This is a genomic window from Maribacter sp. HS (assembly GCF_048059195.1).
GTDB classification, from domain to species: Bacteria; Bacteroidota; Bacteroidia; order Flavobacteriales; family Flavobacteriaceae; genus Maribacter; species Maribacter dokdonensis.
On the sequence record NZ_JAYLVV010000004.1, the window covers coordinates 743,700 to 760,855 of the forward strand.

At 33.3% G+C, this 17,156-nt stretch carries 16 protein-coding genes; 10 read left to right on the forward strand and 6 right to left on the reverse strand.

Features of this window, described 5'->3' with window-relative positions; translation table 11 throughout:
* Positions 1 to 41: 41 nt before the first annotated feature.
* The 4 genes from VBZ51_RS12910 to VBZ51_RS12925 form a co-directional block, all read right to left on the reverse strand.
* Positions 42 to 1,445: a RagB/SusD family nutrient uptake outer membrane protein gene (locus tag VBZ51_RS12910; RefSeq protein ID WP_416577179.1), complete on the reverse strand. Its 1,404-nt coding sequence runs from the start codon at positions 1,443 to 1,445 to the stop codon at positions 42 to 44.
* Positions 1,446 to 1,457: 12 nt separating this feature from the next.
* Positions 1,458 to 4,757 (reverse strand): TonB-dependent receptor, encoded by a 3,300-nt coding sequence (locus VBZ51_RS12915; RefSeq protein WP_416577180.1) that lies wholly within the window; start codon positions 4,755 to 4,757, stop codon positions 1,458 to 1,460.
* 179 nt (positions 4,758 to 4,936) lie between these two features.
* Complete coding sequence (locus tag VBZ51_RS12920) at positions 4,937 to 6,001, reverse strand: FecR family protein (protein ID WP_416577181.1); 1,065 nt, start codon at positions 5,999 to 6,001, stop codon at positions 4,937 to 4,939.
* A 115-nt stretch (positions 6,002 to 6,116) separates the two neighbouring features.
* Positions 6,117 to 6,761 (reverse strand): RNA polymerase sigma factor, encoded by a 645-nt coding sequence (locus tag VBZ51_RS12925; RefSeq protein WP_082642855.1) that lies wholly within the window; start codon positions 6,759 to 6,761, stop codon positions 6,117 to 6,119.
* 532 nt (positions 6,762 to 7,293) lie between these two features.
* Here VBZ51_RS12925 and VBZ51_RS12930 point away from each other — a divergent pair.
* Positions 7,294 to 7,731, forward strand: coding sequence for a response regulator (locus VBZ51_RS12930; RefSeq protein WP_074673578.1), 438 nt, complete (start codon positions 7,294 to 7,296; stop codon positions 7,729 to 7,731).
* 55 nt (positions 7,732 to 7,786) lie between these two features.
* Here the strand turns inward: VBZ51_RS12930 and VBZ51_RS12935 are convergent, their stop codons facing one another.
* On the reverse strand, positions 7,787 to 8,224 hold the full coding sequence (locus VBZ51_RS12935) for a response regulator (RefSeq protein WP_416577182.1): 438 nt from the start codon (positions 8,222 to 8,224) through the stop codon (positions 7,787 to 7,789).
* A 234-nt stretch (positions 8,225 to 8,458) separates the two neighbouring features.
* Here VBZ51_RS12935 and VBZ51_RS12940 point away from each other — a divergent pair, with 234 nt between their 5' ends.
* The gene (locus tag VBZ51_RS12940) at positions 8,459 to 8,740 is read left to right on the forward strand and encodes a hypothetical protein (protein WP_416577183.1); all 282 of its coding nucleotides are present in this window, start codon (positions 8,459 to 8,461) and stop codon (positions 8,738 to 8,740) included.
* Between the two features lie 25 nt (positions 8,741 to 8,765).
* Here the strand turns inward: VBZ51_RS12940 and VBZ51_RS12945 are convergent, their stop codons facing one another.
* Positions 8,766 to 9,149 carry a response regulator gene (locus VBZ51_RS12945; RefSeq protein ID WP_058102480.1) on the reverse strand — a complete coding sequence of 128 codons (384 nt, stop codon included), beginning with the start codon at positions 9,147 to 9,149 and terminating at the stop codon, positions 8,766 to 8,768.
* A 397-nt stretch (positions 9,150 to 9,546) separates the two neighbouring features.
* On the opposite strand from VBZ51_RS12945, the gene VBZ51_RS12950 reads away from it, so the two are divergent.
* The 8 genes from VBZ51_RS12950 (at position 9,547) to VBZ51_RS12985 (ending at position 17,001) form a co-directional block, all read left to right on the forward strand.
* Positions 9,547 to 10,605, forward strand: a complete 1,059-nt coding sequence (locus VBZ51_RS12950; protein WP_416577184.1) for a polysaccharide lyase family 7 protein — start codon at positions 9,547 to 9,549, stop codon at positions 10,603 to 10,605.
* A gap of 30 nt (positions 10,606 to 10,635) precedes the next feature.
* On the forward strand, positions 10,636 to 11,799 hold the full coding sequence (locus VBZ51_RS12955; RefSeq protein WP_416577185.1) for a DUF3095 family protein: 1,164 nt from the start codon (positions 10,636 to 10,638) through the stop codon (positions 11,797 to 11,799).
* 133 nt (positions 11,800 to 11,932) lie between these two features.
* A complete protein-coding gene (locus tag VBZ51_RS12960; protein ID WP_416577186.1) occupies positions 11,933 to 12,277 on the forward strand; it encodes a hypothetical protein in 345 nt (114 codons plus the stop codon).
* Between the two features lie 2 nt (positions 12,278 to 12,279).
* Positions 12,280 to 12,438, forward strand: a complete 159-nt coding sequence (locus VBZ51_RS12965) for a lmo0937 family membrane protein (RefSeq protein WP_143751746.1) — start codon at positions 12,280 to 12,282, stop codon at positions 12,436 to 12,438.
* Positions 12,439 to 12,545: 107 nt separating this feature from the next.
* Positions 12,546 to 14,183, forward strand: a complete 1,638-nt coding sequence (locus VBZ51_RS12970) for an ABC-F family ATP-binding cassette domain-containing protein (RefSeq protein ID WP_416577187.1) — start codon at positions 12,546 to 12,548, stop codon at positions 14,181 to 14,183.
* Positions 14,184 to 14,275: 92 nt separating this feature from the next.
* On the forward strand, positions 14,276 to 15,178 hold the full coding sequence (locus tag VBZ51_RS12975) for a hypothetical protein (protein WP_416577188.1): 903 nt from the start codon (positions 14,276 to 14,278) through the stop codon (positions 15,176 to 15,178).
* 226 nt (positions 15,179 to 15,404) lie between these two features.
* The gene (locus VBZ51_RS12980) at positions 15,405 to 16,388 is read left to right on the forward strand and encodes a DUF2268 domain-containing putative Zn-dependent protease (protein WP_416577189.1); all 984 of its coding nucleotides are present in this window, start codon (positions 15,405 to 15,407) and stop codon (positions 16,386 to 16,388) included.
* A 157-nt stretch (positions 16,389 to 16,545) separates the two neighbouring features.
* Complete coding sequence (locus VBZ51_RS12985; protein ID WP_416577190.1) at positions 16,546 to 17,001, forward strand: DUF2750 domain-containing protein; 456 nt, start codon at positions 16,546 to 16,548, stop codon at positions 16,999 to 17,001.
* The last annotated feature ends 155 nt before the right edge of the window (positions 17,002 to 17,156 follow it).

Sequence of the window (17,156 nt, forward strand, 5' to 3'; positions counted from 1 at the left end):
CCTCTCAATGTGTTTAATAACCAATAAATCAGTCCTAAATATTAATACCCAGGATTCTGTTCTATATTAGGGTTAACATCTGTTTCATCCTGTGGTATAGGCATAATAACCGTATCAGCACCATAAGGAATAGTACAAGTCTGAGCAGTACAGTTGGTTCTAACAATATCCATTTGATTACGCATTAGATCCCACAAACGTTGTCCTTCAAAGGCTAATTCTAATCTTCTTTCTAAAAATATTGCGTCCTTAAGGGCATCACCAGTATCTGCATTATCTGGCTCATCAGCTATTGCACGTTGGCGCACCATATCTAAATCATCTTGTGCTCCCGCTATATCCGTACCAATTTCAGCTCTAGCCTCGGCACGTATTAAATACATTTCAGCAAGTCTTACAACTTTCACATTGTCAAACCCATTGATATCCGCATACTTTATCATTCTATATGGCGCAAATTCCCCGGTCAATAAAGGATCAACCTCAAAAGTGCTCAAACGTGCATCATTCTCCGGATAAAGATCAACGACATCATTAGAAGGTAGATAATCTCCAAAACCCGCCTGTAGATAAAGACCTGCAATACCGTTGCCACCAACATTATCCGTTTCGGTCATTGATATTTCAAAGATTGACTCGGCACTATTATCCGTAGTCCATAAATCATAATAGTTATCGTTAGAAATTAAACTGTAATCTCCAGAATCTATAACACTACTAGCCATAGCTTCTGCATTGTTCCAGTCTTCTTTAAACAGATAAACCTTTGCCAATAAAGCTCTTGTTGCATTTGGGGATAACGTATTTGAATTGCCACTTCTGGAACTATCGCTCATTAAAGAGATTCCTGTTGTCATATCAGAAATAATTTGTTCGTACACTTCTGCTACAGTACTTCTAGCTGGTTCATTGTCCAAATCAAAATTTAATACGATGGGTACACCTAAATGGCTAGCATCTGACGTATAATTGTATTGTTGGGCAAACATGCGTACCAGATCAAAATATATTAAACCTCTTAATGCATAAGCCTCACCAACAATGTGATTTTGCTCATCTAAAACAGCATCAGCTAAAATTGTTTCAGAATTTATAATGGCATTTGCGGCATTAATACCTTCGTAGGCACTACCCCATAAGGCCAATGCCTGACCATCTGATACTCTTTGAATATGCTCGGCATAATCTACAATTCTATTGGCCTGACTATTTTGCTTAACGTCATCTGCCAAAACATCCGGTATCATAATCATGTAGCGCCCGTAGTATTCCGCTCCGGAAAGTTTATTATATATACCTGTAATAGACGATTCATAACCATCAAGGTCCAAAAGGGCATCCGTATCCGAAACAGATTGTTGCGGAGTCAATTCTAAAAATGAGTCTGAACATGAGAATACTAGTCCAGTCATTATCGTTAATATGAATATTTTATATGTTTTCATGTGTGTCATCATTTAAAGTTGAATATCTAAACCAATGGAAATAGTCTTTACTGCAGGGGTTTGACCTGTGTAACTACCATTAATACCTTGTTCTGGATCAATGTAAAGGATATCCTCTTTTACAAAAGTTAGGATATTTGTTCCCCTAGCATACAATCTCATTGAATTCAAGCCTAATAGCGAAGTAATATCTTCGTTAAAATTATAGGCAACCGTTAAATCCCTTAAACGAATATAACTACCGTCATACAACCATCTAGTTTGGTTAGCTTCATTACTACCGTTACGGCCACCCCAAACAAACTGAGGTACTAAAGCATCTGTTGAACCAGGCTGCCATCTATTATCATAAATAAAATCTGCCGTACTTCTTGGTGTAAGCCTACCGTCACCTAATGTACCTCTTGCCCTGGAATCAAAAATATAGTTACCGTAAGAATAGATAAAGTTGGCACTAAGGCTAAAGTCTTTATAGGAAACCATGGTATTGAATCCACCGAAAAACTCAGGAGTAGCGGATTTGTCATCCAAAAAACGCTCTGCTTCACTAATGTCATTGGTTATGGTAGTTTTTGATGCATCTGTATACCATTGCGGATCACCATTTTCTTGGTTTACACCTGCCCAACTATACAAATAGAAAGATTGAAAATCCTCACCTTCTTGTCTTCTATAAGCACCATCTGTAAAATCATCTGTTAGTTCGGTAATTTCATTCTTTAAAAAGGTGGTATTAAAACCAACATTCCAATTAAAATCATCATTACTAATGATATCTGCATTCATTGAAATTTCAAAACCTGTGTTTTTCATTTCACCAAAGTTTTGGGTCAATGAAGAAAAACCAGAAGTTAAAGTAATCGGTACATTTAGAATAAGGTCTGAAGAAGTACGCTCAAAATACTCAACCGTACCACTAATTTTAGAAAATAGCCCGAAATCAAGACCAACATTAAAATTCTGTTGACTTTCCCAAGTAAGATCAGGATTTGCAATTTGACTTGGACTACCACCAGGATTACCATCATAATCTTGACCATAAACATAAAGACCTTGTGATGGAAAATCTCCAATAGCAGCATTACCCGTAACACCCCAAGAACTTCTTACTTTTAATAAATTAAGAAAAGAAACATCTTCTAAAAAAGCTTCGTTACTAGCAACCCAGCTACCTCCAAAAGAATAAAAAGTACCCCATCTATTATCTGCACCAAATCTAGAAGAACCATCTCGTCTTAAACTCGCAGAAAGAAAATATTTACCGTCGTAGTTATAGTTTGCTCTAGAAAAAGCAGAAACAAAAGTGTATTCAGATTTTGAACCACTAATAGCAAATTCTGCCGATGCACTATTTAAAGTTCTTAAACTTTGGTTAGGAAATTGAGTTCCAGATGCACTAGAAGATTCACTAACAGTTTCCTGCGCTTCAAAACCACCTAAAACATTGAAGTTATGGTTATTGCCTAAGTTAAAATTATAATCTGCAGTTTGTGTACCCACAAAGGTTCTAAGAGAAGTATTTGCTTCATAACCAATACCACCGGAGTTTCTACCGCCGCCATATCTAGGGTTTTGGTATTGAGATTCGGTCAATGTCAGTAAATCGAAATTTAACTGTGAACGCAACGTCAAATTCTTAACCGGTTTAATAGAAACCGCAAAATTATCTATTACCCTAAACTGCTTATTTTCCCATAAATCATCTCCACTTAGAGCACCAACCGGGTTGGCACCTCCTAAAGGAAAATAATCCGCATGCTCTCCATTAAATCTACCTTCCTCATCATAGATTGGAATTAATGGTGATAACTCTAACGAGTTTTTAAAAGGGTTATTAAAAGAACCACCATCAAAAAAAGTATTCGTAGTACTGTTAGATACAGAAATATTATTTGAAACCGTTAAGTAATCGGTTGCCTTAAATTCTATATTACTACGGGCACTTAATCTATTAAAGCCAGATCCAATAATATAGTTTTCTTGATCATAGTAAGCTCCAGAGAAAAAGTATTTTAAATTTTCTGTTCCCCCGCTAGCACTAAGATCATAACTTTGGGTAATTCCTGTTCTAGTTATAGCATCTAACCAATTGGTATCTGTAGGCTCACCGGTTGAAGGATCTATTAATTGTTGAAAAGTAGCATCAAATCTTGCTTGCGCTTCTTCAGGTGTGTCACCTAAATTAACATAGCCTTCTAGAAAAAGTTCCGTGTACTCAGCAGCGTTCAAAGGCTTTAATATATTATTGTAAGCCTGTGAGTTAAAACCTGTTAATGTTTTTAAGGTGATTTTTGCTTTACCGGAACTACCGGATTTTGTGGTAATCAAAATAACACCATTGGCTCCTCTAGAACCATATATTGCTGTGGAAGCAGCATCTTTTAATACCGAAATGGATGCAATATCATTTGGATTGATCGAAGCCATAACGTTGGTACTACTACCACCGTTATCAATGGTACCAATACTACCATTTTGCACTGGGATTCCGTCAATAACATATAACGGTTCACTTGAAGCAGATATAGAACCTATACCTCTAATACGCACTTGGGTATTTCCTCCTGGAGCACCATCTACCGCACTAGCTTGCAAACCTGCTGTACTACCTCTTAATGTTTGTTCAAAAGTTGAAACAGGTACTTGCTCTAACTCTTCGCTTCTAACAACACCTACAGAACCCGTAATAGATTCTTTAGTAGACGTACCATATGCTACAACCACTACTTCATCTAAAGAAGCCACATCTTCTTGGAGTACCACATTCACTACCGATCTGTTATCGATAGCTACTTCTTTGGTCAGCATACCTATATAGGAGAAAACCAGTGCAGTACCATCTGTAACATCAATGGCATAGTTACCATCAAAATCAGATTGAGTTCCAACCGTGGTACCTTTAATTAAAACATTTACACCTGGTAATGGTTGGCCCGTAGCATCCGTAACATTTCCTGTTATTGTAGATTGAACGACAGCATCAAATTCTAAAGATTTTTTTGGGGAGCTAGGGGGCATTTTTTTGACAATAACTTGATTGCCAATAATCTTATAAGTTAAATCGGTATTGGAAAAAGCTTTATCCAAAACGATTTTCATGGGGGCATCTTTCAATTTTACCGATATTTTCTTATCAGTTTTGATTACATTATCCTTATAAAAAAAGACATAATCACTAGTATTCTGTATTTTTTCGAAAAATGCTTCCACAGAGATATTGTTAACGTCTACCTGTATTTTGTTTTGTGCAAATACTGAGTTAGCGTAAACTGATGAAAGTCCTATTCCGATAAATAGTAGAAATATTCTCATAATCGTTAGAATTCCGACTGGTATGATATTTTTCATATTTTTGTGTTGGTTATTTAATGTTGCTGCAAAACAGCAATATTGAAATTAATTGCCGGAAGATGCGGGAACATCTTCTGGCTTTTTTAATAATTGCTACTTCAAAAAAAAATAATATGTTTTCAGTTCATTGGCGTTAGGTGTTACTTGATTAATATTTTATTTTCTGTTTTAACGTATTCCATATTGGTACTTTCCTTAATACTATGTATTACGGAATTGATGTCTTCATTTAAATCTAGGTAACCAGAAAAAGTCTCTTTGGCCAGGTTTTCGTTTTCTATGACAATATCAATGTTGTAATATCGAGAAATACGTTTCATAATATATTGAAGGTCATTATTCTTGAATATTAGTACACCTTCCTTCCAAGAAAAATAATTATCAACATTTACCTTCTCAGAAACAATACTTTTATTCTCTTTATCAAAACTTGCCTTTGTACCAGGAGTAATCTTCATTTTATCTGAATGTGAAGAATCATTCTTTATATTCTTAAAGCTTATTTGAACACTACCACTTTTAAGAATAGTATTGGTTTCGGTTTCATCTGGATAATTGGTGACACCAAATACAGTTCCTAAGACCTCTACTACTTGGTGGTCAGAAATTACATGAAAAGGTTTGCTTTTATTATGGGTTACCTCAAAGATTGCTTCACCCTCAATGTAAACTTCTCTTTTATCACCATTAAAAGCTATTGGATACACCAATTTAGAACCTGAATTAAGCCATACTTTAGTTCCATCGGAAAGTGTTAGATTAGAACGCTTACCGTAAGGCACCCAAAGGGTATTGAATACAGATTTTTTGTTTTTGGTCGCTTTTTGATTCACTACCTCATTTGCACCAATAGTTACATTCTCTCCAGAATCAGAATAATTGATTGATGCTACATCCTCTTTAATTTTCAAACTATTGCCTTCACCTAACGTAAGTACCACTTCACCTTCTTTATGATTTTCATTTTCAGAAGAGGTAGAGTTTACAAAATCGGTAATGGAGCTTGATGTATTAGAAGTGTTGTGAAAATAAAATGTAAGACCTATGCAACCTGCCAAACACGCAGCTGCCAAGCCAGAAAACCAAAAGTTTCTTTTTCTAGTTTTCTTTTTATGTATTGTATTGAAAATCCTATTTTTCAAAGCTGAAGTTTCTTCTTCAGTCATAGATGAAAAATTGATATTTTTAGGATTTATTTTTTCCATAATTAGGTATTGATTATATGATTTAGGTTTAAATAAACCTTATCAAGGTACTCGTAAACAATAAGTAAGAAATTGTAATTATATAGACAGTTTTCTAAAAAAATTCTTAAAAAATTTACCTTAAAGCTTTCAAGGCCCTATACACTATAGTTCTGGCTGTCTGTACAGAAACTTCCATAATTTCAGAAATTTCTTCGTAGCTCTTGTCTTGATTGAACCTTAAGAACAAACCTTTTCGTTGTTTCTTTGTTAACGATTCTAGCGCATTTGCCAAAATCATTCGTTTTTCGGTCAACCTTTCTGTTCGTATAATATCTTCTTCACAAGAATTCGTATAGTTTCTTGTATCTTGATGTAAAGAATATTGATATTCTTCTGATATTGAAATTGTTTTAGTAGCGTATTTTCTATTTATTTTTCGCTTTAAACTTTTAAACAAATAATACTTTACATTATCTGTCATTGTTAAGTTTTCCCTGTACTTAAATAGATCTACAAATAGGTCATGAATACAATCCATAACATATGTTCTGTCTTTGGTACAATTTATACCGTAACTAAAAAGACAGTCTACATATATATTATATAAATCGCCTAGGGCAGATTCATCTCCATCAATTAATTTTTTCCAGATTACCGTTTCGGTATTCTTAACTACAAAAACTTTTTGATTGCTCATTTTCGGTATTTTTTCTGACGCTGCATTAACCCCAAAATCTGAGTTTACAGCCATACCATGTTCATTATGTTTTTGCATCATTAAAAGAATTTAATGGAATTATCAACGATTCCTTTCTATTCTAAGCAATCAATTTAGGTTTTATAGACATTATTGAGAAATAAATAATGATTTATGGCATTTTGGTAATAATATAGCATTCATAATTTGGTATTCATGATCTAGATACCACCAAATTTCCATTTTGATAGATCTAATTTAACAGTTTATTTACCTACACTGAGAGAATTCTTAAGTTTTTTCGGTAATTTTAAACATAGAGACTACCTATTTAAGACAATTTAAAGAGTCAAATGTTCCGATTACAACACATCTGACTAACATATTATTTATATATAGTAGTAAACTGTAATGGATATGCTAATTATTACAGTTTAACAGGACCAACAATTATCTTACAATATCTGGTTATCTGTCAATCACTGAAAAAAACTTTACAAAAAGAATTTCAGCCCAATACTGTTACAAGTTTATCTGATATTGTTACTATAACTTGACTTGTTAGTATAACTTTAAACAAAATAGGGCTCTAAGCTTCTTAATACAATATACTATGAAAGATTACAATGTTTTTAGCCCTTTAGCCTATGCCGACGATGACGAAGATGACAGAATGTTCTTTGCTGAGGCAATGCAAGAAATTTTCCCTGAAATTAATATGAAACTTTTTCATAATGGTGAAGTTTTAATTACTTATATACTATCTACCATAACTGCTGGTATTGTTCCAAAGCTTATCTTTCTAGATTTAAACATGCCCATTATGAATGGCTTTGAGTGCCTCTCCGTATTAAAAAACAACACTTTGTTAAGTAAGATTCCTGTTGTTATATACTCCACATCATCATCTGAAACAGACCGTAAAAAAATACTGGAAATGGGTGCGGTTCGTTTTATAACAAAAGAAATTTCCTTTAAAAAAATGCTTGTTCAACTTAAAACAACTATGGATGATCTTTATCATAAAGAACTAAATACTAAGGTTATTTAGGGAAATCTTAAAATACAATTTTACAGATGTAGATATTTCATTTGTACCAAGCTGCTTATGACAGTATTACAAATTCACCATTCTCAACTTCATTCTTATTTGAGCCTTTTACCCTTTGTAAAGATTTAAGTAACAATTTTTTCAATTCTTTAAAAGACGAAGATTTTTTTAAAAATAAATTTGCCCCATCTTCTTTTAATTGATTTACCTCACGTTCCCTATAAATTCCTGAATAGGCAATTATATAAATATCCTTGAACTTTTTAAAGTTTCTTATATCCATCAGGCATTCAAATCCGTCCATAATAGGCATGTACAAATCAAGAAAAATCACGTGCGGTAAGTTGTCATCAGAGAAAAGTTTATCCATAAGGTCAACACCATTATTAAATTGAGTTACCTCTGTAGTCAATGGTAAATCATCTAATGCCTCTATGAAAAAACTTCGATCCTCTAAATCGTCATCTGCTATATAAATATTCAATGCGGTCATTTTTCAACTTAATATCAATATCTCCTCCAAAATTATAAGGAAATCCTTTAAAAAAGAATACTAATACCATAGAATAGTAACTCAAAAAAAATAAATACGTTTGTCGACCCAACGGTGTTGTTCGTATAAAAAAATATATAGTCAAAATATATTTGTGTAGTAAAATACTTACAGTTAAATTTATTCGTTATCAATTAACTAAGTTCCCATTAAGTTGATTCAATACTGATTATGATGGCTACAAACGACCGAACCGAACTCTTACTATTACTTCAACAATTTCAGACCGACTATTACACGAAAGGTAATGCGCTTAAGGTCCATATTCTTTTACAACAGTTTGTTTCAAAAATTAATTTTGATAATTACTTCCTATTCATGGAATTTGAAAAAAGGCATCAGCAATTAAAACAAATAGAGCTAATATCTGATCTTGACAACTACGCAGAACTGTTTGCGGAGAATTTATTGAAATTGATTTTATTGCTTAAAAATTGTAAAACCGAAGAATTATAAGTTGAACCACAAAATGATGGAAAGACTATTTGATCATATTTTGAACCATGTTCTTAGATAATGGCTTTTCATAATACCCTTCAATAAACTGGTGTTGCTTGGCTTTCTCCCGATCCTTGGAATTCGTAAAAGCAGACATGATAAATACCTTTATCTTATTTATATTGGCATTATAATTTTGCAATTGATCAATGAATTCCCATCCGTCCATTTCAGGCATTACCAAATCCAGCAGAATATAATCTGGAATAGGCTTGTCTTCTTTTTTTAATTTGGTCAATAGTTCCAGGGCTTCAATAGCACTTTCACAAACATAGATTTGAGTATCTGTGCTACACTGCTCAACGGCATACCTCGCCGTAAACTGAGAAACCAAATCATCATCAATTACCAAAAACACTGAGCTCATGCTATTGTTTTATTAAATATCCTTGTTCTACTTACCTACGTAAATATACGTTGGTAAAATTAGCCTTATTTAAAATAAACGTTTAAATACGTTATTCCAAGATTAATTCATTTGTTATCGAAAAAATCCAATAACCAAAAATGTATAGAAAAGGTCTCTAAATTATAGAGACCTTTTCTCAACTGTATGTCAATTACACTAACCATTAACACATAGAACATACAGTTGTTCTTTTGTACTAAACGTGACCAGCAAGTTACCTTAGAATCACATTAAAGCTTATACCTTTTAAAGAAATGTTTAGCTATTTTACGTTTTTGAATTTAGCGAACATTATTAGAAATAACAATGGATCTATCGTATATTTAAAATAAGTAAAACCTAAATAAACATATTAATGCGTTTAAAATCTTCACATTATTTCTATATAGTATTGATAACCTTTACATTATTGTTTTCATTTACTTCTTGTAAAACTGAAACAAAAAAATTAGCAGTTGCTGAAAATGAAAAAACACTATACCCAGATGATGTGATCCCTTTTATGAAAGAATGGAAAATTCTATGTGGTGACGGCAAAAGTTTCAATGATTTAACTGATGTTGAGCACAAAGATTTTTTTTATGTAGAAAACGAAAACAATACAAATTGGGTGGTATACAAAGCACCTAATTCTGGTGTAACCTCTAGAACATCAAGCAACACTAGAACAGAACTAGGTCAAAAAGAAGAATGGAAACCAGATACCGGTGGCAAACTAACCGGTACTTTAAAAGTAAAGCATGTTTCTACTTCTGGAGATGCCCGCGTAGCTGCTTCTTATTCCGTAGTTGTTGGCCAAATTCATGGTACGGAAGGTCATGAAAACGAACCTTTAAAAATTTTCTACAAAAAATTTCCGGGTCATAAAAAAGGTTCAGTTTTTTGGAATTATGAAATAAATACCGAAGGAGATAACGGTAAACGTTGGGATTATTCCACCGCAGTTTGGGGCTATGATATGTCGGTTGTCGGAGAAACCCCTACCACTTACCCCCAAGAGCCGGAAGATGGCATTGAATTAAACGAAGAATTTAGTTATGAAATCAATGTCTACAAAGGCATAATGTACCTTACGTTTAAAAGCGACGGACATGAAACCAAAACGTTTACCAAAAGCCTAATACAGACAGACTTTGCAGAATCAACTGATATACCAGTACAAATATTGACTTTATATGCAGCAATAGGGCGTGATGGTGTAGAAAAAGAAAATGCCTATGCCAGCGAATTGCAAAATTTTAAGCAAGGAGCTTACAACCAGACCAACGGTAAAGATCCTGAAGAAAATATTGTTTGGCATACCGGATCAGAGACCTATAACGGAGATATTAAAAAACAATACGAAAACGGCTGTTATACAGAGGTTTGGTTTAAAGACGCTACGGTTGGTGCCGGCACTCCACCGCAACATTAAAAATTTCTCATTGTAGGTTACACAAGGTTAATGGCAGACAAACAATTCTATAAAAATCTTCGCCCCTTTAAAGGTACACTCATTGAACTTTTGGGAGATGACACCTATTTTGTAGATGTACCAAAATCATGGCACGTTGTTGTTGTAGATATTTTAAACTCTACCAGTGCAGTGAACGCGGGCAATCACCATCAGGTAAATTTAACCGCCACCGGAGCTATTATTTCTGTACTCAATGCCATAAGAAAGGTAAAAAGAAGCAATGAAATCCCCTATTTTTTTGGGGGCGATGGCGCTACATTCATAGTACCTTCTTTATTGCTTAACAAAATAATTCATGTTCTTGAAAATTACCGCATACATATCAAAAGAAAAATTGATCTAGTTCTAAGGGTTGGTGAAATTCCTGTTAGTAAATTAATAGAATCAGAGGTTCAATTAAAAATTGCCAAACATCGGTTAACCGATAAGCTATCTATTCCTATCGTTTTAGGGGACGGATTAAAAGTAGCGGAAAGCATGATAAAATCTTCTTTTAAGGAAGAAGAAACCACAGCATTTGATGAAACACTCTTAAATTTAGAAGGAATGGAATGTCGTTGGGACCAGATACTACCGGACCAACAACAAACTAAAGTAGTATGCTTACTATTAGATGCCTCCTTAGAAAAAGATCAACGAAATGTGTACAAAAAAGTACTTGCCCAAATGGATGAAGAATTTGGGAAATTTGAAAATAGACAGCCTATAAAAAGTAACAATCTTAAATTAGACCCAAACCCTACCAAAGTGTGGGAAGAAATGAAAATTAGATTGACTTCCACCAGCTGGATGTATTTTTTTAAAAGTTGGTTAAAATCAAATTTTGGCAGAATTTACCTAAATCTTACAAGTAGTGGAAAACAATATTTAAGTCAAATAGAACAGTTGTCTCACACCTTTATGCTAGATGGCATGATCAATACAGTTTTTACTGCAGAACAGAAAAGTATAGATCGTTTCATTGCCTTTTTAGATGAAATGGAAAGGGATAAAAAATTGATTTACGGTATTCACGTTACCCATGCATCGGTTATGTCTTGTTATGTACTTGATCGTAGAACCACACACTCTCACTTTGTAGATGGCACAGAAGGCGGTTATACATCTGCGGCCAAAATGTTCAAAATAAAAAAGAAGGGCCTATCTAATTAGATGTCATGTGAGCATCACCCTTAATTTTTATCTTCAAATTTTATCCCGTCAATTAAAGTAATATTAGAGCAACACATAAATGATAGGTGTCATTACCTTGTTCTTACATTAATGAACACATAAAATTATAGCGATGATAACAGAAGATAAGAGTAAAGATAAATCACGTTCTACAGGCGGATTACAGAATGAAGTTCCACAACATCAAAATATTGCTGACCATAAAAATGAAAATAAAAAGGTTGGCAAACCCGTGAATAATGGCGGCGTAGCTACCGCAAGGTATGATTTACATATAGAAAAGCAATGGTTGGCGGTAAAAGATGAATATTTGGCAAATTTCCCTGAAACAGAGGATTTAGATGCTAATGGCGAGCAAGATAGTTTTGAAGCCCTAATAGCTAAAATTGCCAAACGGCGACAAAAATCCACAGAAGATATCCACGCTGAAATAATGAACTGGCCAACAAAAAAATAAAGATGAAGAATATCATATACTTTATAATTGCAGCCTTGATCATAGGTTGGGTTTTAGGCTTCGTTGTTTTTAAAATTCTAGGAGCACTTATACACTTACTACTTGTTCTTGCCATTGTACTTTTAATTTATAATTGGCTAAGCAATAAAAAAAGCACTTAGAAAATCTCCCTGTGTTTAAAATGATCGACACAGTTATCTATAAGTTTTTAAAGCGGTTAGTAAATGCACCATTTCTTATTATTAGTTTTGCATTTTAAAATTGCAGCATGATTTCAGTAGATAATTTAGCCGTAGAATTCAGTGGCACTACCCTATTTAGCGATGTATCATTCGTTATTAACCCAACCGATAAAATTGCCCTTATGGGTAAAAACGGAGCCGGAAAATCAACAATGATGAAAATAGTCGCCGGTGAACAAAAGGGCACAAGAGGCAATGTACGCGTACCTAAAGATACCGTTATTGCATATTTACCGCAACATCTGCTTACCGAGGACAACTGCACGGTATTTGAAGAAGCTGCCAAGGCGTTTAAGCATGTTTTTGATATGCGGGATGAGATGGAGAGGCTTAATAAAGAATTGGAGACAAGAACAGATTATGAGAGTGATGCCTATATGGGTATCATTGAAAAAGTCTCTGATATTGGTGAAAAATATTATGCTCTTGAAGATGTAAATTATGATGCCGAAGTAGAAAAAGCACTCAAAGGTTTAGGTTTTAGACAAGAAGATTTCACTAGACAAACCAATGAGTTCAGTGGCGGATGGCGCATGCGTATAGAACTGGTAAAAATACTATTGCAAAAACCAGATCTAATTTTGCTTGATGAGCCTACGAACCACATAGATATTGAATCTGTGATTTGGTTAGAAGATTTTTTATTGAACAAGGCCAATGCCGTAATGGTCATTTCACATGACCGGGCATTTATAGATAATATTACCAATCGTACCATTGAGGTTACCATGGGGCGTATTTATGATTATAAGGCAAACTACTCCCATTACCTACAATTACGTGAAGATCGTAGGGCGCACCAGATCAAGGCATACCAAGAACAACAAAAATTCATTGCGGACAATATGGCGTTCATAGAACGCTTTAAAGGAACTTACTCCAAAACCAATCAAGTAAGTTCAAGAGAGCGCATGCTAGAAAAACTGGAGATCATTGAAATAGATGAAATAGATACATCTTCATTAAAGCTTCGTTTCCCTCCTGCCCCACGTTCGGGAGATTATCCTGTTACGGTTACAGATGTTTCAAAAGCATATGATGATCATGTCGTATTTAAAAATGCGAACATGTCTATCTCCAGAGGAGAAAAAGTTTCATTTGTAGGTAGAAACGGAGAAGGTAAATCTACCATGATCAAAGCTATTCTTAATGAAATACCTGTAGAAGGTACTTGCCAACTTGGGCATAATGTTAAGGTAGGTTATTTTGCCCAGAACCAAGCATCATTATTAGATCCAGACCTTACTATTTTTCAAACGGTAGATGAAGTCGCTTTTGGTGATATTCGTAACCAGATCAAGAATATTTTAGGAAGATTTATGTTCAGTGGCGATGATATCGACAAAAAAGTAAGCATGCTTTCCGGTGGGGAAAAAACAAGGCTGGCAATGGTGAAGTTATTGTTAGAGCCTGTAAATCTTTTAATATTAGATGAGCCAACCAATCATTTGGATCTAAAATCAAAAGATGTTTTAAAAGAAGCTCTTTCTACTTATGATGGTACACTTATTCTGGTTTCTCATGATAGGGATTTTTTACAAGGATTATCTCAAAAAGTATTTGAATTTAAAGAACAACGGGTAATTGAACATTTTGAAACCATTGATGCTTTCTTGGAGAGAAATAGAATAAAAAGTATTGCAGAAATTAACTTGATGAAGTAATCATCTTTTCTCTTTTTTATTTTTTTTTAAATTACCGATATAATAGAAATATGTGCAATTGTGTACATATACAATTGTTGCCATTAATTTACATGAAACAGACATTTTTCTTAATTTCAATTCTAATCGCCACAAATCTTTATGGACAGGAATTGACTAAAAAGGTTGGTTCAATCGAAATTGAGTTAATTGGACACCAATATCTACGTAATGACGACTTTGAATTAACAAAAAAGAAAACCAATAAAAAGAATAGACCATTTGAAAAAATATACTTGGACTCAAATGGAATAGTCATAAAGAAAGTGACTTTTGGCAAACATCATAATACTGATTTAAGATTAACAGATAAGATTAAAATTTATCAATATAATAATGAACAACTAGAGGAAATTGTTCTTTACGAATCAGACTACGAAAAGAATGTTTACCCTTTTTCAAAAACCGAGCTGACTTACGGCACTACTGGAAAATTAACAGATTCTACAACTTATTCAATTACTGACAATTCATCACATAAAATCAATTTTGAATATGATGAAAACTCAAACAAAACTAAAACCATTCTTTATCCTGACTATTATTACGAAAGAAACTTTGATTCGATAAATAGACTAAAATCGTTTAAACAAATATTTGAAAATAAACTACGTTGGGAATGGACTTATGCTTATACCGAAAAGCAAAGAATCGGTACGTTTCGAACACACTATAATGATGGAGAAGATTATACTAAATTGGAAATCGTTTCGTACAATGAAAAAGGTAATCGAATAGAAATAGAAGAAAAACAAGTTTCAAGAGATGGACTTAACGAAAAAACCAAATTCTTTTTCCATCCAAATGGACTTCTTCAAAAAATTGAAAAATATCAATCTTACAGCAATTCAGAGGAATACGGTTTAAATTCCTTTACGGACATAAAATTAAAAACTAAAATAAATCTGGACGACGGAACTATCAAACGGATAAATGATGTAATTGTTACCAAATAAAACTAATGGCAACAAAACCTATAAACAATACGGGCTTAGGGCTTAATCGAAACGTTTGTGTATTTTTATAAAGTCCGCAAAATCTTTAGGATTTTGCTTTTTAGTGGGACAAAGAAAAAAAGAAAACCAAAAGATTTCGCTATTTGCGTGGCGGAAAGCAAACGCTAGTTTGCCCCCGTACTGTTCATAGCTAAACCGTTGTAAAACATATAAAACCGAACTCAAATTGAAAATTGAACTTCATAAAATATTTTATCTTTTCTGTATATTTTATGTATTTCAATCGTGTACAGTCTTATCTCAAAATTCAAGAGTTTCTAAAGAACCACGCTTATCGAAAATATACACATCTGATATTGATAATTTCTATAAAGCGTTCGATTTAGCAATAAATGACACTGATAACGCCAAAAATATATTCAAAAAAGAATACTTCTCAAAAGGAACAAAAGGTCTAAAAGATTATTACAAACTGTATATTAATGACCTAGATAAATTTACAAAATTTGTCATTAGACATAAAGAATTCTATTCATCTATAAGAAACGATATTTTAAATATTGATAATTTAAAGCAACATATTTATTCAAATTTTGAATCATTCAAAAAAATATATCCTGACGCTGTTTTTCCAGATGTTTATTTTGTGATTGGAAGATTTAATTCAAATGGAACAATATCAAAAAGAGGTTTACTAATTGGGACAGAAATTCTTTGCCGAACAGAAAACACCAATACAGAAAATTGGAATAAAGACATTTTGAGAATTAGTATGTTGAGAAAACACATTCCTATAACCGTAAGTCACGAATTAGTTCATTTCAACCAATCAAAAATGGAAGACGAAAATACTACTTTGCTTGCAAAAAGTATGAGAGAAGGTTCGGCAGAATTTATAGCGGAATTAATAAGCGGAGAAACTGATGGAGAATATTCTAAATTTAATGGAAAAGAAATAAAAATATGGAATGACTTCAAAAATGACAAGAATAAAAGTATTTGGAATACTTGGAGTTCTTGGCATAAAGCAAGTGTAAACAGACCAAAAAATGCAGGATATTGGACTGGCTACATAATTTGTAAATCATATTACGAACAAGTTAAAGACAAGAATAAAGCAGTTTTAGATATTTTAAGTATTCAAGACTATAATGCATTTTACAAAAAAAGCAAAGTAGATAAATACATAAAAGAGAATTACGGAAAATAAAATACGTTTTACAACACCGTATAAAATTAATTGCTGGTTTTTACTTATTTACGAAAGTCCTCGCGGACTTTCTATCTGTGTTTTATTTGCTAACTTTAGTGCTTAAAACACGCAACTAATCTTATACAAAACCGTTACCTGCAAGCTGAAAAAAACTATGTTCCAAAATCATATAACAGTTAAAAACCGACATAAGAAGTTCATAAAAACAGTATGTGAAACTGAAATAGTATACGGATTGAAAAACAAAGATGGATTTGCAACATCAAGTTCAGTTCATTATGATGATGAAAATGGAGAACCTGTTGGAATGATTTGCTTTTGGTCTGAAAAGGCAAGAGCAAAGTCTTGTATAAAAGACGGATGGAAAAACTATGAACCGACTGAAATTCCAATATCTGAATTTATGGAAAACTGGTGTGTTGGAATGGAAAATGACGGACTCTTAATTGGGACTCAATTTGACCAAAATATGTTCGGATTTGAAGCAGAACCTTTGGAATTAATAATAGACCTATTAGCTGAATTAAAATCAATCGGAAAAGATTTGAATTTTAGAAAGTTTAACGGAATTAAAGACTTGGAAACTCAAGTGAAAGAAGTAATGGAATGAAAAAAGCCAGCAGGTAACAATGTATCCTATGAAAAGCCCTAGTCCAGTTCTCTAAAGTTAATATTTTATTTTTTATTGGTCCATAATGTTGATTTTGGGGTGTTGGATTGTTGGCAACCCTTTCCAGCATAATGCTTGGTTGTCAATACTTCAAC